Below are 24049 nucleotides of genomic sequence, written 5' to 3'. Positions count from 1 at the left end.
CAATGAGGAAAAGATGCCAATAGGCACACGTCCTGCTAGAGTCGGCGAATGAAGCAGATCAACTGGGACGCTGCGAAAAACGAGAAGTTGATGGCGGAGAGGGGTATCTCCTTCGAGGACGTGGTTTTCGCTCTTCACTCGGGCAGCCTGCTTGACGACCTGGTTCATCCGAACCGAGACAAGTACCCAAAGCAGCGGATGTTCGTCGTCCGGATTGATGCCTACGTATGGTTGGTGCCATACGTCGAAAACGAGAAGGAGTTCTTTCTCAAGACAGCAATTCCCAGTCGCAAAGCCACCCGAAAATATTTGAGGGGATAGCATGGGAAAGCCCAAACTGAGCCAGGAAGAGCAGCAACTGCTCGATGCCTATGAGGCGGACGAGTTCGAATCGGCTTTGGACGATGAGCGTCGAGAACACGTTGCGCACGCGGCCGAAGAGACCTTTCGAAAAAACAAGCGGATCAACATCCGCATTTCCGGGCGGGATCTGGAGGCCCTGCAGCGCCGAGCCCTCGAGGAAGGTATCCCGTACCAGACACTGGTCTCCAGTATCCTGCACAAGTACGTTTCCGGCGGGTTGAGAGACGCCACCGCCGGCAAGTCCGACGCGAAAACGCGATGAGAGAGCACCGGTGCTGATTGGTTTTCGGCTCTGCCGAAATATTCAGCCCGTGCAGCCCGGAAAACGCCGATCCAGTTCGTCACGCGAGACGGTTTTCGCGTCCCCGCTCTCGACCTGCGCAAGGCGGCGGGCAATCTCCTGCTCCCGGGGCCGCGGCGACATCGGTGTCCGGCGCCCCCTCCAGGGTCTCCAGAAGATCATGCACCAGCCGTGCACGCTCCGAGTCCGGGAGCGCTCGCGCCTGGTCAAGAATCGTTTCGAAGTCGTCGCCCGGCATGTCTGACACTGTTCACAAGGGGTGGTGGTCTTTCAGGTTACGCCTGTGCCGGAGCGTGTTCCAGCGAGCCTGGGCATCGCGGTGCTGGCCGGAGACCATCACTCTTGCCGGGAACCGATCCGGCAAGCGAACCGCTTCGCGGGATGCGGGCCGTGAGTACTGACAAGGGCCCGCTGGTCATCGGCATCGGCAACCCCTGGCGCGGCGACGACGGCATTGGCCACGCCGTGGTGGATGCGCTGGCCGACACCCCGGGCCTCGCCACCGCGAAAAGCCACGGCGAGCCCGCCGAACTCATGGAGCTGTGGCAGGGCCACGAGCCAGTGATCCTCGTCGATGCCATCGTCACCGGCGCCGCCCCCGGCACCCTCCACCGCCTGGACGCCCGCGAGCCCCTGCCGCGCGGCGCCCGCTACTCCTCCCACGGTATCGGCCTGGCCGAGGCCGTCGAACTCGCCCGCTCGCTGGGCGAGCTTCCGGACAATCTCATCGTCCACGGTATCGAGCCCGCCCGCGTTGAGGATGGGGCCGGGCTCTCACCCGAGAGCTCCGCAGCGATTTCCCGGATGAGCCGGATGATCCTGAAGGAATTCACCAGGCCCCGGCCAGACGCCTGTCGCTGATCCGAACCCTGTGGGGACGGATCAGGCGGCGGATGGGGCCGGGAAGGTGAAGGACTCATTGCGGCCGGCCCGGCCTGCGATTGGTCGGGCCATGATCCGAATCCGCGCCGGCCTCGCGGGGGCCGGTATATCCCCATGCCCCGAACTACAAAACGTCGCTGTGCGCAGGGCTTGACGTAGACTCCACACGTTATGGATTTTCGCGCATTTATTCTGGGCGTCGTTATCGCGCTGGCGCTGATCTATCTGCTACTGGCGGTGGTCATTCAGCGCCTGGATCGTGAGCCCGGTTTCCGGTCGCTGCAGGTCGGTGCCCTGGCCGGTGCCGTTTGCATCTTCCTGTTGTCTCTCCAGGGCATGGTTTCGCCCGTGCTGTCCGTCGTGATGGCCAATGCCCTGGGTGTGCTCTCGTTGCTGATGTTGTGGCAGGGCCTGTATCAATGGCACTTCCTCCGCGCGCCGCACCGGATCTGGTGGTCGTTACCGGTCCTGATGCTTCTGCTGGGCTACTGGTTCACGCAGGTCCAGCCGGATATCGTGGTCCGGACCGTGGTCGTCAACCTGTTGATGTTAGTACCGATGGTGGGTCTTGCCTCTCTGCTTTGGTGGGAGGCGCCTCGGGCCTCCAGCAAGGCCCTGCATCGGGCGACGGCGCTCGTCGGGTTTGTCATGGCCGCTCTGACGGCCGGGCGTATTATTGTGGCCATTGGCCTGGGGTTGCCGGCGCACAGTCTGTTCGACCCCGGCTGGCCGCACATAACCCTGTTTCTGGGGCAGGTGGTTGGCCTGTTAACGCTGGTGATGCTGATTGTGGCTTTGTTGGTTACACATGTCGTCCACAATCTCCGCAACGCTGCCGGGATTGATCCCCTCACGGGGCTTCTCAACCGCCTGGGTTTTCGCACCCGGGTCCAGCTCCTTCTGCAGTCGGATCGGCCGGCATGTCGCCACTGCGCCTTGATGATGTTCGATCTCGATCATTTCAAACGCATCAACGACCATCATGGACACGACGTGGGGGATCAGGTCCTGCGGCGTCTCGCCCTGGACATGCAGGCCGCTGCCGGGCCCGAGGACCTCCCCGTACGCCTCGGCGGCGAAGAATTCGCCCTGCTCACCTTCAGCGAAGACCCCCTGGCGCAGGCAGAAGCCATCCGCGAGCGCTTTGCATCGTCCCGTGCAGGCCTGCCGGATTGCACGGTTTCCATCGGCCTGGTGCCCGCGATCAGGCTGGACGAGCATCAGTTGCGCGCGGCCTTTTCCCGGGCCGATCGGGCGCTCTACGAGGCCAAGCGCCTGGGGCGTAACCGCACCGAACGGGCCGCCCCCGCAGCGGCCGAACATGTCTACAAGCGAGCAGCCGCCGGGGATTGAACGGGCGGTGGCATCGGCATCGGCCCGCCAGGTCCCGGTCGGGCCCGGGTGATCGGCGTGAGCTTGGGGCAGGAGAGGGAGGCCCTTTTTTCGGTCTCTCCCGGCGCATGGTGAGACGATGTAACGAGAGAGCGCGCGCGGAAAAGGGACCGCGCGCGCAGCAGATCCGTCCCGGATCCGACAGGCTCCTAGATGTGGCCCAGCGCCTCCATGGCGCGAGCGACCTTCACGAATCCGGCGATATTGGCCCCCAGGGTGTAATTGCCCGGCGAACCGTATTCCTCGGCGGTGTCATGGCAGGTGCGGTGGATGTTGGCCATGATCTCCTGCAAGCGCGCCTCCGTGTATTCAAAGGACCAGGAGTCGCGGCTGGCGTTCTGCTGCATCTCCAGGGCACTGGTGGCCACGCCACCGGCATTGGCGGCCTTGCCTGGTCCGAAGGCAATCCTGGCCTCCTGGAAGGCCTCGATACCCTCCGGAGTGACCGGCATGTTGGCCCCTTCGGCGACCGCGATGCAGCCGTTTTTCACCAGGGTCCGGGCGGATTTTCCCGTCAGCTCGTTCTGCGTGGCGCAGGGCAGCGCGACATCGCAGGGGATCTCCCAGATGTTGCCGTTTTCGTTGTACTTTGCGCCTTTCTTGCGATCGGCATAAGCGCTGATCGGGCCGCGCTCGCGTTCCTTGATCTGGCGCACCAGGTCCAGGTCGAGCCCCTCTTCGTCGAGGATGACCCCGCGGGAGTCGGAACAGGCGATTACCCGGGCCCCCAGTTGCTGCGCCTTTTCGGCCGCATGGATCGCCACGTTGCCGGCCCCGGAGACCACCACACGCTTGCCTTCGAGCGAGTCCTTGCGGGCCTTCAGCATTTCCTGGGTGAAGAAGACCGCACCATAGCCCGTCGCCTCGGTGCGCGCGCGGCTGCCGCCCCAATCCAGCCCCTTGCCGGTAAACACGCCGGACTCAAACCGGTTGGTCAGACGCTTGTACTGACCGAACAGATACCCGACCTCGCGCTGGCCGACGCCGATGTCGCCAGCGGGCACATCGGTATATTCGCCCAGGTGGCGGTACATCTCGGTCATCAGGCTCTGGCAAAAACGCATGATCTCGGAATCGGATCGGCCTTTCGGGTCAAAGTCGCTGCCACCTTTGCCACCGCCGATTGGCAGACCGGTGAGGCCGTTCTTGAATACCTGCGAGAACCCGAGAAACTTGATGATGCCGAGGTAGACCGACGGGTGGAAACGCATCCCGCCCTTGTATGGCCCGATGGCACTGTTGAACTGGACGCGGAAGGCGCGATTGATGTGCAGCTCGCCGTTATCGTCCTGCCAGGGCACACGAAAGATGATCTGCCGCTCCGGTTCGCAGATCCGCTGGATGATCTTGAGTTCGGCGAACTCCGGGTATTTCACCAGGACCGGCCCCAGGCTTTGCAGGACGCCGTGAACGGACTGGTGGAACTCGGTCTCGCCCGGGTTCCGGTGCAGTACTTCCTGGAAGATCGGTTCCAGCTTTTCATCAAGGCTTCCGTTCATGGCGCGCTTCCCTGTGGTCGTGATTGCAGTTGCACGCATTCTGGTCGCGGCGACGCTGGAAGACAATCCTTAATGCCCCATTCTGGTGCAGATTACCCCTGGCCGTCGTCGCGGCCCCGGTCCGGCACCGGCGGCGGGGTGGCGCGCGAGGCGACGCTGAGGGCGGTGACCGTGACCAGGATCAGGGCCATGCCGATCATCTGCACGATCGCCAGGCTTTCGTGCAGGATCACCACGCCGAACAGGGTGGCGGTGACCGGCTCGATCATCGCGACGATGGAGGCGACCGCCGGGGCCGTGGTCCGCAGCCCGTTGATGTAGAAGGCGAAGGACAGACCGGCGCCGAAGATGCCCAGGGCCAGGAACAGCGGCCAGTCGGGGGTGCTCAGGACCTTTACCATCTGGGTGTTGTCGCCCGGCAGCATCAGCAGGATGACGAGCACGCCGAAGGCAATCGTCAGGATCGCCTGCGGACTGCCGTGCTGACCGGCATATTTGAAGCCGAAGATGAAGATCGCGTAGGACAGACCCGCCAGCAGGCCGGCACCGGCGCCGATCAGGGTCACGTTGCCCGCTCCGGTATCGTAGATCTGGGTGAGCAGCACGATGCCCACCATGACCATCGCAATGGCCACGAGCTTGAGGGTGGTCGGGCTTTCCAGCTTCAGCGCAAAGGAGATCAGGTAAACAAACACCGGGGCGCAGTACATCAGGGTGGCGGCGACTGCCACACTGCCATGCGCGATGCTGAGGAAGTAGAACGCGAAGTTGCCCGCCACGCCCAGACCGGCCACGGCCGACCAGAACCACATCCTGGCGCTGCCCAGTCCGCTGCCGCCCGGGCGCCAGGCGAGCCAGATCAGCACGAACAGCAGCCCGATGGCGCCGCGGTAGAACGAGACGACGAAGGCGTCCCAGCCATCGGCCATCAGGATGCCGCCGATCCCGCCCGACAGCCCCCAGAAGAAGGCGGCCAGCACCACCAGTCCTACACCCAGGCCCATTACTTGTTCCTTGTTGTTTGCTGAGTCGATGGTTCCCGCCCGGCCGTTGGTGCCGGCGTACGGTCTCGGCCCACGGGCAGGCCGGCTGGGCCCATCGGAGGATACAGGCTCGCACGGGCCATGCCCATGGGCCTCATGCCGTTACGAAAGGTGGTGGTCCGGGGAGGGCTCCTGGTGGGCCACGCGGATTTATAAGCGTTTCCTGGCGGCACATGGCTGTGCCGCCGGAATCGACCACCGCAGGTGGCTGATTCCGAGCCAAGGGAGACGCTGATTGAATCGCACGTCCGCGTGGGTGCCCCCCAGTTTCTGGAGACAAGCGTTCCGAGACAAGGCGCCTCAAACAGCGGGTAGTGGTTCTACCCGCCCGTTTCTGATGGATTCGGGGAGCAACGCAGGATTGGGCCATATTCATTCAGAACCGGGGGGGCACCAACCCCACAAGCTATTGAAAGCAGGGGCTCGGCCGCCCGTTTTTTGATCAAAAACGGGCGCGGGAACGGCGTTGCGGTTCCTTTGTGCAGAATGACCGCACGGCCGTCACCGCGCATTAAACGCACGCAAAAGCGACTTGAGCACGGACGTGCCATTCAATCAGCGTCTCTCAAGCTGGAAACCGCGTTTGCAGTGCCGCGTGCGCCGAGAAAGCCGGGACGGCTTTAGCCGGCGCTTCCCTATGCGCGGGTGTCGATCCAGTGATGCTGCTGCGTGTGCAGGGACAGCCTGTTTCCCTGGCGGTTGGTCAGGGTCAACTGCTCGCTGCTGCCAAACAGCTTGACCCGTTCCTCATGGTGGACACGGAGACCATCAATGACGGCTACTGTGCCCTTGATATTGCCGTTGTTCAGCGAATAGCCCGAGCCGACTGCAGGCAGCCCCGACGCGGGTGCCGAGGGGCTGGGATGCGGCCGCAGCAGCGCAAGATCGGAGAGCGGGTTTCCGGACAGCATGTTGGTTCCTCGGGGGAGAAGTGTGGCCTCCCTCTCGACGATAACGACCGGGAACGGTGGAACTTGAGCGTGCTCAATCTACCCGCCGGGCCCGAGCCCGGGGCCGTTACCGTGTCATGGGCCGTACTGCCGGGTATGGCGAAAAATTTCAGCAATTCGTATGCAACCCATCCATCCGCGTGCTTCCGGGAGTGCTGCTGGCCATGCGCGGCATCTCCCGGCCCTGAAGGGCCGGGGCGGGTTCCAGCCGATGGAGGACGCCCCGGTGAGTCCGGGGGGGGGCGTCTGCGCGCTCGGGAGTGGTCCCGGGCGGGGTCGGTTGCGCTGACGCGACGGCTGCGGAGGGCTATCATGGGACGCGAACCCAAGCGCATCCGGAGAGACCGACGATGATCGTTCGCAGCGTGGTTTCCACCTTCCTCGTCCTGACCAGTGCCCCGGCCCTCGCCCATCCGGGCCACGGGCATGGCGAAGGGCACTCCCTGCTCCACTATCTCAGTTCGCCCGAGCATGTGTGGCCCCTGGCGTTGTTGCTGGTCGCGCTGGTTGGCCTCGGCGGCTGGCTGTGGCGCCGCTCCCGCCGGCGCAATAACGCCCGTTCCTGAGACGGGTCCGGGCCGCGCTGGAGCGGCGGGTGCGCGTCCCGGGCACGGATCCCGCCAGAACAGGTCAGGCCACGGCAGCGGCGGGCGCGATGCTGCCGTGGCGCCTGAGGGCGAATCCGCCCTGCACCAGAAGGGATCGAGCTGTACCATGACGGAACTGAAGAAGGCGATCGAACACCAGCGCGAGTACCTGGAAGACAAGCTGCACGATCCCCTGGCGGAGATCGCCGGGCGGCTGGCGACCGTCTGGCCACGGCGTGAGGTGCTGGATTCGGTCCTGGAGGAGGCGATCCGGCAGCTACCGGAGGCAACCTTCGTGTATGCACTGAATACCGAAGGCGTCCAGCTCTCCGACAACATTTCGCGCAGCGGCGTCCTGCCGGAGCACTTCGGCCGCGATCGCTCGCAACGGCCCTACATGAAGCAGGCCGTACCGGCCGATGGCTTCCTGTTGTCGGACGCATACATCAGTCTGCTCGGGCGGCGCCCGTCGCTGACCGCTCTGCAGCTGGTCCGTGACGAAGAGGGCAATGCCCTTGGTTTCCTCGGCGCAGACTTTGACCTGCGCAATCTGCCGGATCTGACGGAGGACCTGTACGAGGAGCCCAGCGAATGGCGTCAGATCAAGGGCGACCCGTCCATCCGCGGCACGCTGTTCCTGCAGAGCCGTACCGACAGCCTGATGGACCAGAACATGGACACCGCGCTCGCCATTCTGGAAGAGCTGTTCACCGAGCGCGGGGTGTTCCAGGGGGTATTTCATTTTTCCAGTTCGCGGGCCACGCTGTGGACCACCGAGGACCCATACCGCTACCGCATCCTGACCCACGAATCGCTCGCCGACCCGGATGTCTGCCTCGCCTTCCCCCATGAGCCCTACCCGGAGGAGGCGCTGCTCCCGAAGGACGCCGTGGGCCGCGTCTTCGAAGGGCTCAAGGCCCTGCGCTTCGCCGACGAGACCGTCTACCTGCGTTCGGCCTCGGTGAACCTGTTCAACGGGATGGTCAGTCTGACCTTCTCCTGCGACGGCTCCCACTACATGACCTGGGACGACTTCCTCGGCCGCTCCATCGAGTTCTGGATCGGCGCCACCGGGTAGAAACCGGGGCGGTGCGGGGGCACCCGCGGGTACCCCCGTGCCTCACGGGTCAGTGATGGTGATGGCCATCGGTCCCATGACCCTGGTCGTGTTCGTGACCATGACCCATCATCCCTCCCTCGGCACGCCGGACTTCGGCCTCCACGGTGAACAGCTCGCCCGAGTGGGTATGCAGTTCAATGGAGACGGCCTGGCCTTCCTGCAGGGGCTCGTGCAGGTCAATCAGCATCACGTGCAGGCCACCGGGTAGCAGTTCTACCTTGCCACCGGCCGGAATGGTGATGGCCTCGACCTCGCGCATGCGCATCACGCCTGCTTCGTCCTCCACGTGGTCATGCAGCTCGGTCACCGCTGCAACCGGCGACGACCCGGACACGAGGTCGATATCTTCGTCCGTTGTGTTTCGCAGGGTCATATAGCCGGCCGTGTTGCGCATGCCGGGGGGCATCAGGCGCACCCAGGGCCGCTCATCGATCTCGACGCCCTCCATGCAGTCACAGAACCCCGGTTCTTCGTGGCCCTCAACATGATGGGCATGTGCACCGGATGTGGCGAACAGGCCGACCAGCGCGAGTGCGCAAAGCGTGCGAATGGATGTGTTCATCTCTTGCTTCCTCGTCGTGGGGCGCCGGCGAAACCCGTGCGCCCGATATTGGATCAGAATTCTACGGTCCAGTTGGCCCATAGCGTGCGACCCGGCTCGTTGATGGATCGTGTCGCGGTGCCGAGCTCGGCCTGACCGCGCTGGATATGCTCGCGGTAGCTGCGGTCGAACAGGTTGTCGATACCGAAGGTGATCCGCGAGTTTCCGAAGACCTCCATCCCGGCATAGACCGCGGCGGTGGCAAATCCGGGCGTTTCCTCGGTATCAAAGCTGTAGATGGTGCCGTGATCGAGGTGGATGCGGTCCTGGCGCGCAACGCCGCGCACCTGCGCCCCGGCAAAGCGGTTCCCGGCCGCGTACTCCAGGCCCAGGGTGAGCTCGGCGGGGGGCGTCTGTGCCAGGGGCACGCCATCACTGTCATTCCGGGCGCGCACCCAGGCGGCGCTGGCGCGGGCGGTCCAGCTTGGGTGCAGCGCCCAGGCCAGATCCAGCTCTGCGCCATAGGTGGTGGCATCGACGTTGCGCGCCTCGGGGGCCTCGCGGGCGATCAGGATGTAGTCATCGAACTGACCGTAGAAGATGGCCAGGGATCCGGTCAGGTCGCCATGATGCACCTGTACGCCCAGATCCAGCTGAGTGAGTGTCTCGGTCTCCAGCTCGAACACGCGACGGCGTTCCCAGAAGTCGGCGGCGCGTTCGGCCCGCCCGATACCCAGGTACCCGGTGGCCGGCCAGGCCGCGAAGTCCTGTTCGACCCGCAGGAAGCCGCTCATCTGGTTGCTGCTGTCGACGCTCCCGGCCGCGGCCCCGCCGAATCCGTTTTCGGCCTGGGCCTCGGCCCGCGAGCGATCCATGCGCAGCCCCGTTACCAGGCGGCGGGTGTCCGTCAGCGGATACTCCAGCTCCGCGAACACGCCGGTATCGCGGAATCGGGCGGTGTCGTTACGTGGCACGTCTCGCCAGCCGAGCGCCGCCATGCCCATCAGGCGGTTGCCGCGGTGCCGGTTGCGCTGATATTCGGCCCCCGCGTGCAGCAGGGCCTCGCCCGGCAGCACGAAATCAGCGGCGAGGCGCGCCCCGGTCGTCACACGGTCGGGGTAGCTGACCATCGGCATGCCCGGTGGCTCGCGCAGCGTAAAGTTGTCCATCACATGGTCGATTGCGTTGTAGAAGACCCGGGCCTCGATCTGGTCCAGCCAGGGTGCGAGGCGCTCTCGGGTCACGGCCAGGCTGTAGCCGGTGCGCTCGAATTGCGTGCCGTCCATGCCCCGATCGTCGTAGGCGGCTTCGGCATCCGAGCGGTCCAGGGTGAACTCGACCAGGGTGTCGTCATCCGGGCGCCATCCGACAATGCCGGTGCCACTCCAGCGCGAGTACTGCGAGTGCACCGTGTTGCCGTCGCCATCGCGATAGTCGGACTGGTCGGACAGGGTGCCAATGCCGCGGATGTAGCCGTGCTCGTTTCCGGTCGCGATATCCGTGACCAGATCAAAGCGGTCGAAGCGACCCACGGTGATCCCCGTAAAGCCCTGGATCTCTCCGGCGGTTTCAAACTGGGGGGCCGCGCGCTCGAAGCGCACCACGCCGGCGGGGCTGGCACCATGGCGCACGCTCTGAGGTCCCTTGGTGACCTCGATGTGCTCGTAGGCCTGCGGGTAGACATAGGCCGTTGGCGGGTCCATCCGCCCCCCGCAGCCGCCGAGGATCGGGTCGTCGTCCAGCAGGATCGACAGGCGCGAGCCGCCCAGCCCACGCAGCTCCGGGTCCCCGCTGGTGCCGCCCTTGCGGCTGACCGAAAAACCCGGGATGGTCCCGAGATAGGCGCCGCCATCATGGGCGGGCAGCGGCAGGCGGGGCTGACGCGGGTCGGTGGTGACCATGCCCGGACCGGTCATGGGGGAAGTCGTGATGACCACCGGGCTCAGTCGCGGCGGTTCATCGGCTGCCAGGGGAGTCACGGCGAGCATCAGGCCTGCGCCCATCAGACAGCCCGGCAAGCTGTATCGAGTTTTCATTGCGTCCTGCTCCGTTGTCCATCAGGAGACCGAACCATGGCAAACCCCGTGCCAGCCCGAGTGGGGCCTCTCAACCCACTGTTGGGCCCGCGATTTTGCGCCGGGACGCCCGGCCGGCAAGCAGGCCACGGGTGCGGCAAATGCCACACCCGGCGTGACAAATACCGCACATTGCCGCCCGTGCCGCCGTTCAAGCCTTGCCAGACGGGGCCGGTCCGGGCAGGCTTTCAGTCCTGTTCAACCCGGTTAAATGTGGTCTGATGGACACCCCCTCGGAACTGATTGGTGACTCCCCCGAACTGCAGGCACTGATGCGTCAGGCGAACCTGGTGGCGCGCACCGATGCCACCGTATTGATCCAGGGCGAGAGCGGAACCGGAAAGGAACGGCTGGCGCGCCGAATCCATGCACACAGTCGGCGCAGTGCGGGCCCCCTGGTCAGCGTGAACTGCGCCTCCCTGCCGGCCGATCTGGTCGAGTCGGAGCTGTTCGGCCATCGGCGCGGGGCCTTCACCGGGGCACGTGAGGCCCAGCAGGGCCTGATTCGTCAGGCGCATGGCGGCACGCTGCTGCTGGACGAGATCGCCGAACTGCCGCCCGGGGCGCAGGCCAAGCTGCTGCGCTTTCTGGAGAGCGGCGAATGCCAGCCGCTGGGGGCGGCCCGACCCGAGCAGGTGGATGTGCGTGTGATCGCCGCGACCCACCAGGACCTGAATCAGCATGTGGCCGTGGGCCATTTCCGCCCCGACCTGTTCTATCGGTTGTTCGTGGTGCCGCTGGAAATGCCGCCGTTGCGCCAGCGCCAGGGTGATGTGCGACGCCTGGTCGAGCATTTCCGCCTGGAGCTCGCCAGCGCCCATGGGCTTGAACCACCACGGTTCACGCCGGCGCTGGTGCGCTGGCTCGAACGCTGGCCATGGCCCGGGAACGTGCGCGAGCTGAAGAATCTGGTCGAACGCTGTGTGATCTTCATGGCTGGGCAGACGATCCAGCCGCAGGACCTGCCGGATTCCTGGCTCCAGTCCCCGCGCGACCGGCAGCAGGGCCCGTGGGTGATCCCGCCGGATGGTCTGAGTCTGGAACGTCTGGAGATCGACCTGATCCGGCAGGCCCTGGAGCGTACCGCCGGCAATCGTTCGCGCGCCGCCCGCCTGCTGGGGATCACGCGCGACACCCTGCTGTATCGCATGAAAAAGAACGCGATCTCGTAGCAGGACAGCACGGCCTTATACAGGCACCGCCTTGCCGCAGCCCCGGGCCGCCGTTGCGGCCTGGTGATTAGCGGGATCAAAAAAGGCCCGGCGCCTTGCGGGGCCGGGCCTTTGGGGCCGCGCGGCGGGCCGCCGCGCGGGGGAGGGAGAGATCAGCCCTCGTTGTGGTAGCGGGTGATCAGCTCCACTTCGTTTTTCGCGCCAAGCACTACCGGCACGCGCTGGTGGATGCCCTCGGGGCGTACGTCCATGATGCGCTCGCGGCCGGTGGTAGAGGCCCCTCCGGCCTGTTCGATGATGAAGCTCATCGGGTTGGCCTCGTACATCAGGCGCAGCTTGCCGGCTGTGCCCTTGGCCTGCATCTTCGAATCCATCGGGTACATGAACACGCCGCCGCGCGACAGGATGCGGTGCACCTCGGCGACCATGGAGGCCACCCAGCGCATGTTGAAGTCCTTGCCGCGCGGACCTTCCTTGCCGGCCAGGCATTCGTCGATGTAGCGCTTCACCGGCGCTTCCCAGAAGCGGCTGTTGGACATGTTGATCGCGAATTCCTGGGTCTCTTCCGGGATCTGCACGCTGTTCTTGGTCAGCAGGAACTCGCCGAAGTCCTTGTCCAGGGTGAACATCTGCACGCCCTTGCCGGTGGTCATCACCATCATGGTGGACGGGCCGTACAGGCAGTAGCCGGCGGCGACCTGCTGCGTACCCGGCTGCAGGAAGTCCTCGGTCTTCGGATCCTCGACGCCCTCGGGGGCCTTGAGGATGGAGAAGATGGTGCCGACGGAGACGTTCACGTCGATGTTCGAGGAGCCGTCCAGCGGGTCGAACAGGACCAGATAGTGGCCGCGTGGGGTGTCCTTCGGCATTTCGCAGATTTCGTCCATTTCCTCGGAGGCCAGACCGGCGGCGTGGCCGTTGTGGCCCAGTGCCTCGATGAAGACCTCGTTGGTGATGATGTCGAGCTTCTTCTGAGTCTCGCCCTGTACGTTCTCGGAGCCGGCCGAGCCGAGGACGCCGACCAGGTCGCCCTTGTCGACCAGGGCCGAAATCTTCTTGCAGGCCGTGCCGATATCGTTCAGCAGGCCGGTGAATTCGCCGGTTGCGCCCTCGATACCGCGCTGGGTCTCGATAATGTAGTTGGTCAGAGTGGTTCCGATATGCATGATGCAATCCTGGTGCTGTTGTGAATCGGTGACGCTGCGCAATCGGGGTGCGGAAAGCACCAAGACGGGGCGAACGGCCCCGGTGCGCCGGGTGTCTTAACCGGGATAGTGTAGCAAAAGCACCCGGGTGGGCCGATCGGTGCGTGTGACCTGGCGTGGGGTCGAGATGGCACTGGCCCTGCATGGGTTCCGGCGCGGCCTTTCCGGCGGCACAGGGACGTGCCGTCAGAATCGACCACGGCAGGGGCCGTTGAGTCCGCAGCAAGCGGCAACCCCCGCATCAGTGCCAAGATCGCCAGGATGATCCAGCGTCGCGTGCGCCGAGCAGGTCCGGACGACCTTGTTCCGCGCTTCCCCGAGTGTCGGGTAACGGAGGATTCGTATGCCGCAGAACGTATTGTACGCCCAGTCCGGCGGGGTCACCGCCGTCATCAATGCCAGCGCCTGGGGGGTGATCGAGGCGGTGCGCGCCCATCCGGCCCATTTCGGAAGCATCTATGCCGCGCGCGACGGCATCCTGGGCGTGCTGCGCGAGGAGATCATTGATCTCGATCAGGAGGATCCGCTGACGCTGGCCGCGCTGAGGCACACCCCGGGCGGTGCGTTCGGATCCTGTCGGTTTGATCTGGGCGACCCCGACAAGGACCCGGAGCAATACGAACGCCTGGTCGAGGTGTTCCGCGCCCATGACATTGGCACCTTCTTCTACAACGGGGGCGGCGGTTCCATGGATACCGCACTGAAGGTGGCGAAGATGGGGGAGCGCATGGGCTTCCCGATCAAGGCGATCGGCGTGCCCAAGACCATCGACAACGATCTCGCCGTCACCGATTCCAGCCCCGGCTTCGGCTCTGCGGCCAAGTTCATCGCGACCACGGTGCGCGAGGCCAGCCTGGACGTGGAATCGATGCACACCAGTTCGACCAAGGTCTTCGTGATGGAGGTGATGGGGCGCCATGCTGGCTGGCTGGCCGCCGCGGCCGCGCTGGCCCAGGAATTCGACGGCCAGCCCCCGATGCTGATCCTGTTCGCGGAGATCCCGTTCGACCAGGACGACTTCATCGAACATCTGCAGCGGACGATCGAGCGTCATGGCTACTGTGTGGTGGTGGTCTCCGAGGGCATCAAGAACCCGGATGGCGGGCTCTTCTCGGTGGCCCAGAGCCACGATGTCTATGCCTACACCCAGCTGGGTGGTGCTGCGCCGCGGCTGGCCGAATTGATCCGGGAGAAGACCGGGCACAAACTGCACTGGGCGGTCGTGGATTACATTCAGCGTGCCGCCCGCCATATCGCCTCGAAGGTGGATGTGGACCAGGCCTATGCCTGTGGCCGGGCGGCGGTGGAGGGCGTGGTCGCCGGCGAGGACGCCTTCATGCCGATCATCCGTCGCGACTCCAATGATCCGTACCGCTGGAGTATCGGTTTCACTCCACTGGAGACGGTGGCGGACATTGAACAGGGGATGCCGCGCGACTTCATCACCCCGGATGGCTACGGCATCACTCAGGCTGCGCGCGATTATCTGCGTCCGCTGATTCAGGGCGAGGACGCGCCGCCGTTCGACCAGGGCCTGCCCTGCTACCCGCGTATTCGCGGTGAGCTGCTGCCGAAACGCTGTTCCCCCTATCACGTGAACACCGAGTAGGCCGCGTCCGTTCCCCGCTGCGGCGGGGTCGACTGCGCCAGGAAAGCACGGCTTGGTGTTTCCCCTGGAGCGGCGCGGGCCCGGGTTGAACGGGTGATGCCCCCTTTCATTTGCGTTTCAGCTCCCTGCGTGATGCTGGGCGACGGTCGGTTCCGGACCGTTCTCCCGCCACGCGCCCGGACCCGACAGGCTTCAAGGTGCCCGTGCTGTCAATGTGCCGCCCGTGGCGTTCGGTTCAGCCAAAACCACGTTGAAGAAAGGGCTTTGGCATATTGCGACAGACCGGGCGTCTTCGCCCTCACAAGCCCGTGTCAGGCGGGCCCGGATCGGATACCGCCTAGCGGATGGAGGACTACATGCAATCGCGAATCCCGAATCGCACTCTCGCCCTTGTGGCCGCCAGTGTGCTGAGCGCTGCTTTCGTCGCGCCTGGACAGGTACTTGCGCAGGGGGCCTATTATGCGCCGGCGGATGGGTCTCCGGACGAGGTCAGCTTCGAGTACCGCATGCGCGAATATGGTTGCGCCAACGTGCGTGGCCAGTGGCGTGCCACCAATAACACCGATGATTGGCTGGAGGTACGCGTGACCAGAACCGCGTACAACTGCCCTGGCGAACTGGAGGATGACGTCCGCACCACGACCCGCCTGTGGCGCACCCTGGGTCCCGGCGAGACGCAGGAGCGTACCCGCGACAACTCGGTGTGTGGAGGGGCCTGGGCGCGCGGCGTCGAAGTGCTGGAATACGAGATCAACGTGGTCGACGCCCCTGACGAAACCTGAGGCTGGACCCCGGGGCCGAAATCCGGGGCGCGAAACACGAGGCTTGTGATTCGGGCTGCGCTTTCCCGGGTTGCGGCACTCGCTTTGTGCCGCGGTCGCGTTACACTCGTAGATGTTGTGCTACCCGTTCCCTGTTCGAGGAGTCTGTCCATGCGCGTCCCTTCGTTCCGACAAGTCCTGTCAGCCCCGGCGGCCTTCCTGGTCGCGCTGGCCCTGACCCTGCTGCCCGCCACTCCGGCCTTTGCCGGCGCCGGTATGCTCGATACCGGCAGCTTGATCCAGCAGGCCAGCGTGGCCGACACCCGCGCCCAGTTGCTGGAACGGCTTGATGATTCCGAGGTCCGTGCCCGGCTGGTCGAGATGGGGGTCGATCCCGAGCGTGCCGAGCAGCGCGTGGCGCGCCTGACCGACGCCGAGCTGGCCCGTCTGGAAGCGCACATGGACACCGACCCGGCGGGTGCTGTTGGTGCCATCGGCGTGGTCGCCATCGTGTTCCTGATGTTCGTGATCCTTGATGCCGTGGGTGTCACCGACGTCTTCTCGTTCGTGGGGCCGGCGCGCGCCAGTCACTAGTGGGCCATGCGGGAAGTTCGCGGTGACGATGGTGCACAGCCAGAAATGCCGGAGCCAGGCGGGCAAGTGCTGGAATAGCCACCCTGTTTCACACTTGCCCAAGGCAGCGCCGGCGCTTCTGGCGAAGCGATCGGTAACCGAACTTTCCGCGTGGCCCACCAGGCGCCAGTTGCCCCTTTCCCTGCGGCAAGCCCCCGGGCTTGCCGCTGTCGTGTTCGGCCTCCTGCTCGCGGTGTTCGTGCTGAGTGGCTGCGCCACCGCGCCGCAGAGCGCGGGCCTGGCCAGCGAGCCCCCGGCGGACCTGCCCACTCGGGTGGAACTGACTGATACCCCTTTCTTTCCCCAGGAGCAGTACCAGTGCGGTCCAGCCGCGCTGGCGACCGCCCTGAACGCCCGGGGTATCGATGCCGCGCTGGATGACCTGATCGACGAGGTCTATATCCCCGCCCGCGAGGGGAGCCTGCAGGCCGAGATGCGGGCGGCCGTGCGGGCGCGGGACCAGGTCGCCTATCGCCTGGAACCGCAGCTGGAATCCATCCTGCGCGAGGTTGCCGCGGGCCATCCGGTGGTGGTGTTCCAGAATCTCGGCATCGCCATGATCCCCGAATGGCATTTTGCGGTCGTCATTGGCTACGACCTGGATGAGCGCGAGATCTTTCTGCGCAGCGGCCCCATTCAGCGCCATGTGAACACCTTCGCCCGCTTCGAGCGTACCTGGGCGCGCGGGGAGCGCTGGGCCTTCCTGGTAATGGCTCCGGATACCCTGCCGGCGACGGCGACCCCGCTGCGCTGGCTGCGGGCGGTGAACGAGCTGGAGCAGACGGGGCGGTTCGCGGCGGCGGCCACTGGCTACGAGACGGCGATGGCACACTGGCCCGAGGAGGCGATCGCCTATGTGGGGCGGGCCAACGTGGCATTCGCCCAGGGCGATCTGGCCACGGCCGAAGACGCACTGCGGACATTGATCGAGCGCGATCCGGCGCGCCATGAAGGGTGGAATAACCTCGCACATGTCCTGATTGCCCGCGAGTGCGGCGAGCAGGCGCGCGAGGCGGCGAGTTGCGCGGCCGCCCTGGCGGGGCCGGGACGCTATGCCCGGACCCTGGGTGCGACGGCGCATGTCCCGGACACAGGCGCCGAATGCCGAGCCCTGCCGCCTTGTGCGGCGCCGACTGAGGCGGCGTCGCTGCCGGGGCGCGAGCACTGATTGTGGCACATCGTGCGGGTTCAGCCGGGTGCTTGCGGGCACAGCGCGCACCCGGCCCTTGCGGCCGGGGGCAGGGTACGACTACTGGCGCTTCGCCAGCGTCTGTTCGGCGTGCTTGAGCACCAGGCCCAGATTCTGCTTTTCCACGTCCGTGACCTGCGGATCTTCCTTGACCGCGTGACGCAGGTGTTCCACCAGTTGCGCGAGTTCGTCGCGCGAGATCTGGTGGAAATTGAAGCCGCCACCATAGCGGGATTCGAGCTGATCCCAGTAGTCGGCGAGCGGGGGGCGGTAGTCGTCACTCATCGGGCAGTCCTTGATTGAAGCGGCTCGTATTTTGTCTGGTCGCGGTGCTTGCGGTCTAATGGGGCCTTTCCTGGCCGGCCTTTAACCATGTCCGTCACCGCCATCTATCCCGGTACCTTTGACCCGATCACCCACGGCCATACGGATATCGTACGGCGTGCCGCACGTCTGTTCGATCGTATCGTGATCGCCGTGGCCGCGAACCCGAACAAGGGTCCGGCCTTCCCGCTGGAGACCCGCGTGACCCTGGCCCGGGAGGCGGTGGGCGAGATCCCCGGGGTGGAGGTTCGGGGCTTCGATGTCCTGCTGGCACATTTTGTCCACGAGCAGCGCGCCAACGTGATCCTGCGCGGCTTGCGTGCGGTGTCCGATTTCGAGCACGAGTTCCAGCTGGCGGCCATGAACCGCCAGCTCGCGCCGGAAGTTGAAACCCTGTTCCTGACGCCGGCGGAGGAATACAGTTTTGTCTCCTCCAGTCTGGTACGGGAAATCGCCCGCCTGGGCGGAGACGTCTCAAAATTCGTGAGCCCCGGTGTGGCGCGCATGCTGGCCGAACAAAACGGCACGGTACGCTGACCGGCCCCGCCATTGCATACGAGGAATGCCCCATGGCCCTGATGATCACCGACGAATGTATCAACTGTGATGTGTGCGAGCCCGAGTGCCCGAACGAGGCCATCTACCCGGGAGACGAGATCTACGAGATTGACCCCAATCTGTGCACGGAATGCGTCGGGCACTTCGACGAGCCGCAGTGCCAGCAGGTGTGCCCCGTGGACTGCATCCCGCTGGACCCGGATCACGAGGAGTCGCGCGACCAGTTGATGGCCAAATACGAAGCCTTGATGGCTGCGAAGTAGGCCGCCGCATGGACTGGCAGCGGCCTTTGCTGCGCGGTGCATTCCTTGCCGTCCTGGCACTGGCGGCGCCGCTGGCGGTCGCCGGCCCCGGGCAGCATGCGATCGCAACGGCCCATCCGGCTGCCACCGAGGCGGGCGAGCAGGTGTTGCGCGACGGGGGCAATGCCTTTGACGCCGCCGTGGCGATTACCGCGGCCCTTGCCGTGGCCGAGCCCTACGGCTCCGGGTTAGGCGGTGGCGGATTCTTCCTGCTGCACGAGGCGGAGACCCGGCGCAGCGTGATGGTGGACGCCCGCGAGACGGCGCCGGCCGCGGCCGATCGCGACATGTATCTGGATGCGGATGGCGAGGTGATCGACGGGCTCTCGCTCGATGGAGTCCTCGCGGCCGGCATCCCGGGCATGCCGGCCGGCATGGATCACATTGCCGCGCATTATGGGCGGTTGTCGCTTGCGGACAACCTGGCCCCGGCGATCCGTCTGGCCGAGGACGGCGTGGCGGTCAGCGGCCGCTACCTGCAGATGGCGGGTTTCCGCCACCAGGCCCTGCGCGACGGGGCTGACGCGCGCGATATCTACCTGGTTGACGGCCGCCTGCCGGAAGAAGGCGCGACCCTGCGCCAGCCGGACCTGGCTGCCACCCTGCAGCGCCTGGCGGAGAGGGGTCGGGACGGGTTCTATGCCGGCGCGCTGGCCGAGCAGCTGGTCGCCGGCGTGCGCGCGGCGGGCGGCATCTGGGCGCTGGAGGACCTCGCCGGTTACGAAGTCGTCGAGCGTGACCCGGTGCGGCTGGACTATCGCGGGGCCGAGATCACCACGGCGTCGCCGCCATCCTCCGGGGGGGTGGCGCTGGGCCAGATCCTGAACATCCTTTCCTTCTACGACCTCGACGCGCTCGCACCGGACATGCGCGCGCACCTGACCATCGAGGCCATGCGCCGCGCGTATCGTGACCGCGCCGAGTATCTGGGTGATCCGGATCATGTCGGCATGCCGCTGGAGCGCCTGTTGTCGCGCGACTACGCGGCCGGACTGCGGGCCACGATTCATCCGGACACGGCCACTCCCAGCCGTTACCTGCCGCTGTCGGTGGACCCGGAAGCCCCGCGGACCGGGGTTTCAGCACAGGAAAGCCGGCAGACTACGCATTTCTCGGTGATCGATGCCGACGGCAATCGCGTCGCGGCCACGCTCACGCTCAATTACCCGTTCGGCTCCGGCTACGTGGTGCCTGGAACCGGCGTGCTGCTGAACAACGAGATGGATGACTTCTCGGCCAGGCCGGGTGAGCCGAATGCGTACGGGCTGGTAGGGTTCGAGGCCAACGCCATCGCTCCCCGGCGCCGCCCGTTGTCGAGCATGAGTCCGACCTTTGTCGACACGGGCGAGCGAGTGGCGATCCTGGGCACACCGGGGGGCAGCCGCATTATCACCATGGTGCTGCACGGCATCCTCGGGGTGCTTGAGGGGCAGGGCATCGAGGCGGTGGTTGCAGCGCCGCGCTATCACCATCAATACCTGCCGGACCGGGTGGAGCACGAGACCGGCGCCTTTGACGCCGAACTCCGGGGCCAGCTGGTGGCGCGCGGGCATCAGCTGGCCCCGCAGGTGCGGCCGTTCGGCGACATGCACGCGATCCTCTGGAGGCTGGATAGTGGCCGTCTGGAGGCAGCGTCCGATCCGCGTGGCGAGGGCGCGGCGCGGGTCATCCAGCCCTGAATACCAAACACGGGGCCTGCGCTGGCGTGCGGCGGCGCAGGCCGGGGCGGTGTTATGCAGTGCCTGCTTGAAGCGGGCCACGCAAAAAGCCGCGCCCCGGTTCCGGGGCGCGGCTTCGCGAATCACTTGATCCAGGGCCGGCGCGAGACCGGCCCGGAAGCCCGGGCCTAGCCCTGGGCTGCGGCGCGGATGCGGGCGTTCAGGCGGCTCTTGTGGCGGGCCGCCTTGTTCTTGTGGATCAAGCCCTTGCTCACGGTCTTGTCGATCACGGGCACGGCCGACTTGTAGGCCTCTGCGGCCGCCTGGGCGTCGCCCTTGTGCAGCGGCTTCAGAACGGCCTTCAGGGCCGAGCGGAAACGGGAGCGCAGCGCCATGTTGTGAGCGCGGTTCTTGACCGCCTGACGGGCCCGCTTACGGGCAGAAGCAATATTCGCCAAAGTACTTCCCTCGCGTAGATTCGCTAGGAGCCTGTCGGGTTTGGGCGGTCGCCGCGAGCGTGATGGGAGAGCGAGGCCCTTTTTTCGGTCTCTCGGGATGCATAGTGGGGACTATGTAACGAGAGAGAGCGGAAAAGGGGCCGCTGTCCCGAACGTGCAGCAGATCCGTCCCAGATTCGACAGACTCCAAAGTTCCGGAAAAGGCGGCGAGCATACCCAAGGGCGCGCGCCGGGTCAACCGAAAAGGATGCCGTCGCGGTGGATGGTCGCGGCGGTCCAATGCGTCTACTGTTCTGAGGCACAAGTCCGTGTTGCCCTGGAAATACCGATCAAGATCCAAGGACCCATAAGACCCAAGGAGGCGTTCATGTTCCCCGTATCCCCCGACAATACCCGTCGCCATGCCACCGGTGCCGGGGTCGGCCTGCTACTGGCCGCGCTGCTACTGGCCAGCCTGGCCTTCATGCCCGCGGCCAAGGCCTTCGAGCCGGAGGCCAGGGTGGTGTATCACGCTGATTTTGCCGACCCGCGCCGTTTCTCCGCGATGCTGACCAGCATCAATAACATGATGACGTATTACCAGAACGAGTTCATGGACGTGGACGTGCGCATCGTGTTCGTCGCCCACGGCATCCGGTTCCTGACGGATGATGATCTTGCCGATACCCCGTTCGCGGCCGATGCGGAGCTCAGGGATGAACGCGATACCCTGCGTGGTCGCCTGATGAGCCTGGCCAGCACCCATGGAGTGAAGCTGGAGCTGTGCGAGATCACGCGCTCGCAGATCGGTCTGGATCAGGAAGAGGTGTATGACCACGTCGAGTTCGTGCCCTCGGGTGTGGTGCGGATCGCCGAGCTGCAAAACGAAAAGGGCTTCGCCTACCTCAAGATCGAGTGATCGAGCCTGCTGACGGCCATCGTGAGCCCCGCCTCGGCGGGGCTTTTTCGTATCACCAGGAGGCGCCGGAAGGCACGCAGGCGGGGCAGGGGGCGGTCCTGTCCTCCCGGCCGGAGCGAAGCCGTTCTCCCGGGTGAAGCCTGCATCGGTTGCTGCCTGCCGAGCGAGCAGGGCGGGGTCCGAACACATGCAGCCTTTGCAGCAGGTGCCCTGCGGGCCCTCTGTGCTGTATCCGTCTCTTTGCGGGGTGGTTCTCCACCCTGATCAGTGCACTACAGGACTTCCAGTTTGGCGAAGCCGAGTACGAGCCATTTGGAGCCGGCGTGGGCGAAGTTCACCTGCACCCGGGCCGAGTTGCCGGAACCCTCGAACTGCGTGACCAGGCCCTCGCCGAACTTCGCATGGTGTACGCGGGCGCCAATGGACAGGCCCGCAGCGGAGGCCTCGGCCGCTCGTGCGTCCATGGTCCCGAATCCCGCGGTCTTCTGGCGCGCGGCGGCAAAGCGCCCGGCACCAAACGGCGACGCCTGCGGGCGCAGCACCTCCAGCGCGCCTTCCGGGATCTCGTTGATAAACCGCGAGGCCACGTTGTAGGACTCGCGGCCGTACAGGCGTCGGGTCTCGGCGTGGATCAGGTACAGCTCCTGCTCCGCACGGGTCATGCCGACGTAGGCCAGACGGCGCTCCTCTTCCAGCCGGCCCGGCTCCTCCAGCGAGCGCGAGTTGGGGAACAGCCCCTCTTCCAGACCGGTCAGGAAGACCAGCGGGAACTCAAGGCCCTTGGCCGAGTGCAGGGTCATCATCTGCACCGCGTCCTCGTGCGGGTCGGCCGCACCCTCGCCGGCCTCCAGCGCCGCGTGGGCGAGGAATTCGGTCAGGCGGTTGTCGCCTTCATCCTCGCCCTCGGCGGTGGAATCCATGTCAAAGGCGCGCGCCGCCCCCACCAGTTCGTCCAGGTTCTCCAGGCGCGCCTCGCCGCGCTCGCCCTTCTCCTTCTTGTAGTGCTCGCGCAGCTGCGCCCGCTCGATCGCCTGCTCCACCTGATCGGCCAGCGGCTGGCGCGGCAGCTCCTGCTGCAGGGTGCGGACCAGTTGCACGAACCCGGCGACCGCGTTGCGCGCGCGCCCGGGCAGGGCGTCGGAGTCGATCGCATGTACGGCTGCCTTCAGCAGGCTGGTGCCTGTTGCCTGGGCCGTCTGACGCAGGCCCTCCAGGGTCTTTTCGCCGATCCCGCGCGGCGGCTGGTTGACCACGCGCAGGAAAGCGGCGTCGTCATCGCCGTTGCCGGCCAGGCGGAGGTAGGCCAGGGCATCGCGGATCTCCTGGCGCTCGAAGAAGCGCAGGCCGCCGTAGACGCGATAGGGCATACGCCGGCCGATGAAGGTCTCCTCCAGCACCCGCGACTGGGCGTTGGAGCGGTAGAGCACCGCGCACTCGCGATACAGCCCGCCCTGGTCCACATGGCGGGCGATGGTCTCGGCGATGAAGCGCGCCTCCTCCTGCTCGTTCAGTGCGGTGTACAGGCGTACCGGGGCACCTTCGTGGCCCTCGGTCCAGAGCTCCTTGCCGAGCCGCCCGGCGTTGTGGCGGATCAGCGCGTTGGCCGCGTTCAGGATGTTGGCGCTGGAGCGGTAGTTCTGCTCCAGGCGCACCACCTGCGTGCCCGGGTAGTCCTGCTGGAAATGCTGGATGTTCTCGATCTTCGCGCCGCGCCAGCCGTAAATGGACTGGTCGTCGTCACCCACCGCGAACACGGGGCTTTTGCCGGCCAGCAGGCGCAGCCAGGCGTACTGGATGTCGTTGGTGTCCTGGAATTCGTCAACCAGCACATGGCGAAAGCGCGCGCGGTAGTGTTCCAGCAGGGCCTTGTTGTCGCGCAGCAGCTCCAGCGAGCGCAGCATCAGCTCGGCGAAGTCCACCACCCCGGCACGCTCGCAGGCCTGCTGGTAAGTGGTGTAGATGCGCACCCACTGGCGCGCGACCGGGTCGCCGGTATCCGGCAGGTGTTCCGGGCGCGAGCCCTCGTCCTTGCGCGCGTTGATGTACCACTGCGCCTGCTTCGGAGGCCAGCGCGCCTCGTCCAGCTCGAGGCCGCGCAGCACGCGCTTGACCATGCGCAGCTGGTCATCGGAGTCGAGGATCTGGAAGCTCTGCGGCAGCTTCGCGTCCTGCCAGTGCTGGCGCAGCAGGCGGTGGGCGAGGCCGTGGAAGGTGCCGACCCACAGCCCGCTGGCCGGGTGGCCCAGCAGCGCCTCGATGCGCCCGCGCATCTCGGCCGCCGCCTTGTTGGTAAAGGTAACCGCCAGCAGGCTGTGCGGGGCCACGCCCTCCACGCCGATCAGCCAGGCGATACGGTGCACCAGCACGCGGGTCTTGCCGGAGCCGGCGCCGGCCAGCACCAGCAGGGGTTGCGGCGGGGCGGCCACGGCCTCGCGCTGGGCCGGGTTCAGGGAATCGAGCAGGGCGGAGACATCCATGCGCGAATGGTAGGGAAACCGGGCCCGAAGCGCACGTTCCGCATGGCGCCCG

Annotated in this window: 24 protein-coding genes; 15 read left to right on the top strand and 9 right to left on the bottom strand. The window is 66.0% G+C overall.

The window, feature by feature from the left end; translation table 11 throughout:
* The first annotated feature begins 48 nt into the window (after positions 1–48).
* The 4 genes from G332_RS0101615 to G332_RS0101595 all read left to right on the top strand — a co-directional run bounded on the left by G332_RS0101615 (position 49) and on the right by G332_RS0101595 (position 2899).
* Positions 49–321 carry a BrnT family toxin gene (locus G332_RS0101615; protein WP_019625253.1) on the top strand — a complete coding sequence of 91 codons (273 nt, stop codon included), beginning with the start codon at positions 49–51 and terminating at the stop codon, positions 319–321.
* A gap of 1 nt (position 322) precedes the next feature.
* The gene (locus tag G332_RS0101610) at positions 323–625 is read left to right on the top strand and encodes a hypothetical protein (RefSeq protein ID WP_019625252.1); all 303 of its coding nucleotides are present in this window, start codon (positions 323–325) and stop codon (positions 623–625) included.
* 420 nt (positions 626–1045) lie between these two features.
* Positions 1046–1525, top strand: coding sequence for a hydrogenase maturation protease (locus G332_RS0101600; protein ID WP_019625250.1), 480 nt, complete (start codon positions 1046–1048; stop codon positions 1523–1525).
* Positions 1526–1717: 192 nt separating this feature from the next.
* On the top strand, positions 1718–2899 hold the full coding sequence (locus G332_RS0101595) for a diguanylate cyclase (protein WP_019625249.1): 1182 nt from the start codon (positions 1718–1720) through the stop codon (positions 2897–2899).
* Between the two features lie 188 nt (positions 2900–3087).
* Here G332_RS0101595 and gdhA read toward each other — a convergent pair whose 3' ends face one another.
* From gdhA to G332_RS0101580, 3 genes are all read right to left on the bottom strand, one after another.
* A complete protein-coding gene (gdhA, locus tag G332_RS0101590; protein WP_019625248.1) occupies positions 3088–4437 on the bottom strand; it encodes an NADP-specific glutamate dehydrogenase in 1350 nt (449 codons plus the stop codon).
* 92 nt (positions 4438–4529) lie between these two features.
* Positions 4530–5441, bottom strand: coding sequence for a DMT family transporter (locus G332_RS0101585; protein WP_019625247.1), 912 nt, complete (start codon positions 5439–5441; stop codon positions 4530–4532).
* Between the two features lie 674 nt (positions 5442–6115).
* Positions 6116–6391: a hypothetical protein gene (locus G332_RS0101580; protein ID WP_019625246.1), complete on the bottom strand. Its 276-nt coding sequence runs from the start codon at positions 6389–6391 to the stop codon at positions 6116–6118.
* A 389-nt stretch (positions 6392–6780) separates the two neighbouring features.
* Here G332_RS0101580 and G332_RS0101575 point away from each other — a divergent pair, with 389 nt between their 5' ends.
* The gene (locus G332_RS0101575; protein ID WP_019625245.1) at positions 6781–6996 is read left to right on the top strand and encodes a hypothetical protein; all 216 of its coding nucleotides are present in this window, start codon (positions 6781–6783) and stop codon (positions 6994–6996) included.
* Between the two features lie 148 nt (positions 6997–7144).
* Entirely contained in the window at positions 7145–8095 is a 951-nt protein-coding gene (locus G332_RS0101570) for a PDC sensor domain-containing protein (protein ID WP_019625244.1), read from the top strand.
* A 49-nt stretch (positions 8096–8144) separates the two neighbouring features.
* On the opposite strand, the gene G332_RS0101565 is transcribed toward G332_RS0101570, so the two are convergent.
* On the bottom strand, positions 8145–8699 hold the full coding sequence (locus tag G332_RS0101565) for a copper chaperone PCu(A)C (RefSeq protein ID WP_019625243.1): 555 nt from the start codon (positions 8697–8699) through the stop codon (positions 8145–8147).
* 53 nt (positions 8700–8752) lie between these two features.
* Entirely contained in the window at positions 8753–10681 is a 1929-nt protein-coding gene (locus G332_RS0101560) for a TonB-dependent copper receptor (protein ID WP_019625242.1), read from the bottom strand.
* A gap of 293 nt (positions 10682–10974) precedes the next feature.
* Between G332_RS0101560 and G332_RS0101555 the strand changes: the two genes are divergently transcribed.
* Positions 10975–11925 (top strand): sigma-54-dependent Fis family transcriptional regulator, encoded by a 951-nt coding sequence (locus tag G332_RS0101555; protein WP_019625241.1) that lies wholly within the window; start codon positions 10975–10977, stop codon positions 11923–11925.
* 152 nt (positions 11926–12077) lie between these two features.
* Here the strand turns inward: G332_RS0101555 and G332_RS0101550 are convergent, their stop codons facing one another.
* Positions 12078–13091 (bottom strand): class 1 fructose-bisphosphatase, encoded by a 1014-nt coding sequence (locus G332_RS0101550; RefSeq protein WP_019625240.1) that lies wholly within the window; start codon positions 13089–13091, stop codon positions 12078–12080.
* A 382-nt stretch (positions 13092–13473) separates the two neighbouring features.
* On the opposite strand from G332_RS0101550, the gene G332_RS0101545 reads away from it, so the two are divergent.
* From G332_RS0101545 to G332_RS0101530, 4 genes are all read left to right on the top strand, one after another.
* Complete coding sequence (locus tag G332_RS0101545; RefSeq protein ID WP_019625239.1) at positions 13474–14739, top strand: 6-phosphofructokinase; 1266 nt, start codon at positions 13474–13476, stop codon at positions 14737–14739.
* A 344-nt stretch (positions 14740–15083) separates the two neighbouring features.
* Positions 15084–15521 carry a hypothetical protein gene (locus G332_RS0101540; protein ID WP_019625238.1) on the top strand — a complete coding sequence of 146 codons (438 nt, stop codon included), beginning with the start codon at positions 15084–15086 and terminating at the stop codon, positions 15519–15521.
* A gap of 150 nt (positions 15522–15671) precedes the next feature.
* Positions 15672–16094, top strand: coding sequence for a PA2779 family protein (locus G332_RS0101535; protein WP_019625237.1), 423 nt, complete (start codon positions 15672–15674; stop codon positions 16092–16094).
* Positions 16095–16305: 211 nt separating this feature from the next.
* On the top strand, positions 16306–17301 hold the full coding sequence (locus G332_RS0101530; RefSeq protein ID WP_019625236.1) for a PA2778 family cysteine peptidase: 996 nt from the start codon (positions 16306–16308) through the stop codon (positions 17299–17301).
* 81 nt (positions 17302–17382) lie between these two features.
* Here G332_RS0101530 and G332_RS0101525 read toward each other — a convergent pair whose 3' ends face one another.
* A complete protein-coding gene (locus tag G332_RS0101525; RefSeq protein ID WP_019625235.1) occupies positions 17383–17607 on the bottom strand; it encodes a hypothetical protein in 225 nt (74 codons plus the stop codon).
* An 87-nt stretch (positions 17608–17694) separates the two neighbouring features.
* Between G332_RS0101525 and coaD the strand changes: the two genes are divergently transcribed.
* Genes coaD through ggt form a run of 3 tightly spaced genes read left to right on the top strand, consistent with a single transcriptional unit; the run spans position 17695 to position 20185 of the window.
* Positions 17695–18183: a pantetheine-phosphate adenylyltransferase gene (coaD, locus tag G332_RS0101520; protein WP_019625234.1), complete on the top strand. Its 489-nt coding sequence runs from the start codon at positions 17695–17697 to the stop codon at positions 18181–18183.
* A 32-nt stretch (positions 18184–18215) separates the two neighbouring features.
* Positions 18216–18467: a YfhL family 4Fe-4S dicluster ferredoxin gene (locus G332_RS0101515; RefSeq protein WP_019625233.1), complete on the top strand. Its 252-nt coding sequence runs from the start codon at positions 18216–18218 to the stop codon at positions 18465–18467.
* A gap of 8 nt (positions 18468–18475) precedes the next feature.
* On the top strand, positions 18476–20185 hold the full coding sequence (ggt, locus tag G332_RS0101510; RefSeq protein WP_019625232.1) for a gamma-glutamyltransferase: 1710 nt from the start codon (positions 18476–18478) through the stop codon (positions 20183–20185).
* A gap of 167 nt (positions 20186–20352) precedes the next feature.
* On the opposite strand, the gene rpsT is transcribed toward ggt, so the two are convergent.
* The gene (rpsT, locus tag G332_RS0101505; RefSeq protein ID WP_026340512.1) at positions 20353–20622 is read right to left on the bottom strand and encodes a 30S ribosomal protein S20; all 270 of its coding nucleotides are present in this window, start codon (positions 20620–20622) and stop codon (positions 20353–20355) included.
* Positions 20623–20989: 367 nt separating this feature from the next.
* Between rpsT and G332_RS0101500 the strand changes: the two genes are divergently transcribed.
* Positions 20990–21520, top strand: coding sequence for a DsrE family protein (locus G332_RS0101500; RefSeq protein ID WP_019625230.1), 531 nt, complete (start codon positions 20990–20992; stop codon positions 21518–21520).
* Positions 21521–21792: 272 nt separating this feature from the next.
* Here the strand turns inward: G332_RS0101500 and uvrD are convergent, their stop codons facing one another.
* On the bottom strand, positions 21793–23997 hold the full coding sequence (gene uvrD / locus G332_RS0101495) for a DNA helicase II (RefSeq protein WP_019625229.1): 2205 nt from the start codon (positions 23995–23997) through the stop codon (positions 21793–21795).
* Positions 23998–24049: the final 52 nt, after the last annotated feature.

Origin of the sequence: Thioalkalivibrio sp. ALJT (assembly GCF_000381825.1) — a bacterium.
Taxonomy (GTDB): domain Bacteria; phylum Pseudomonadota; class Gammaproteobacteria; order Ectothiorhodospirales; family Ectothiorhodospiraceae; genus Thioalkalivibrio.
This window is presented reverse-complemented; position numbering and strand designations above follow the sequence as displayed.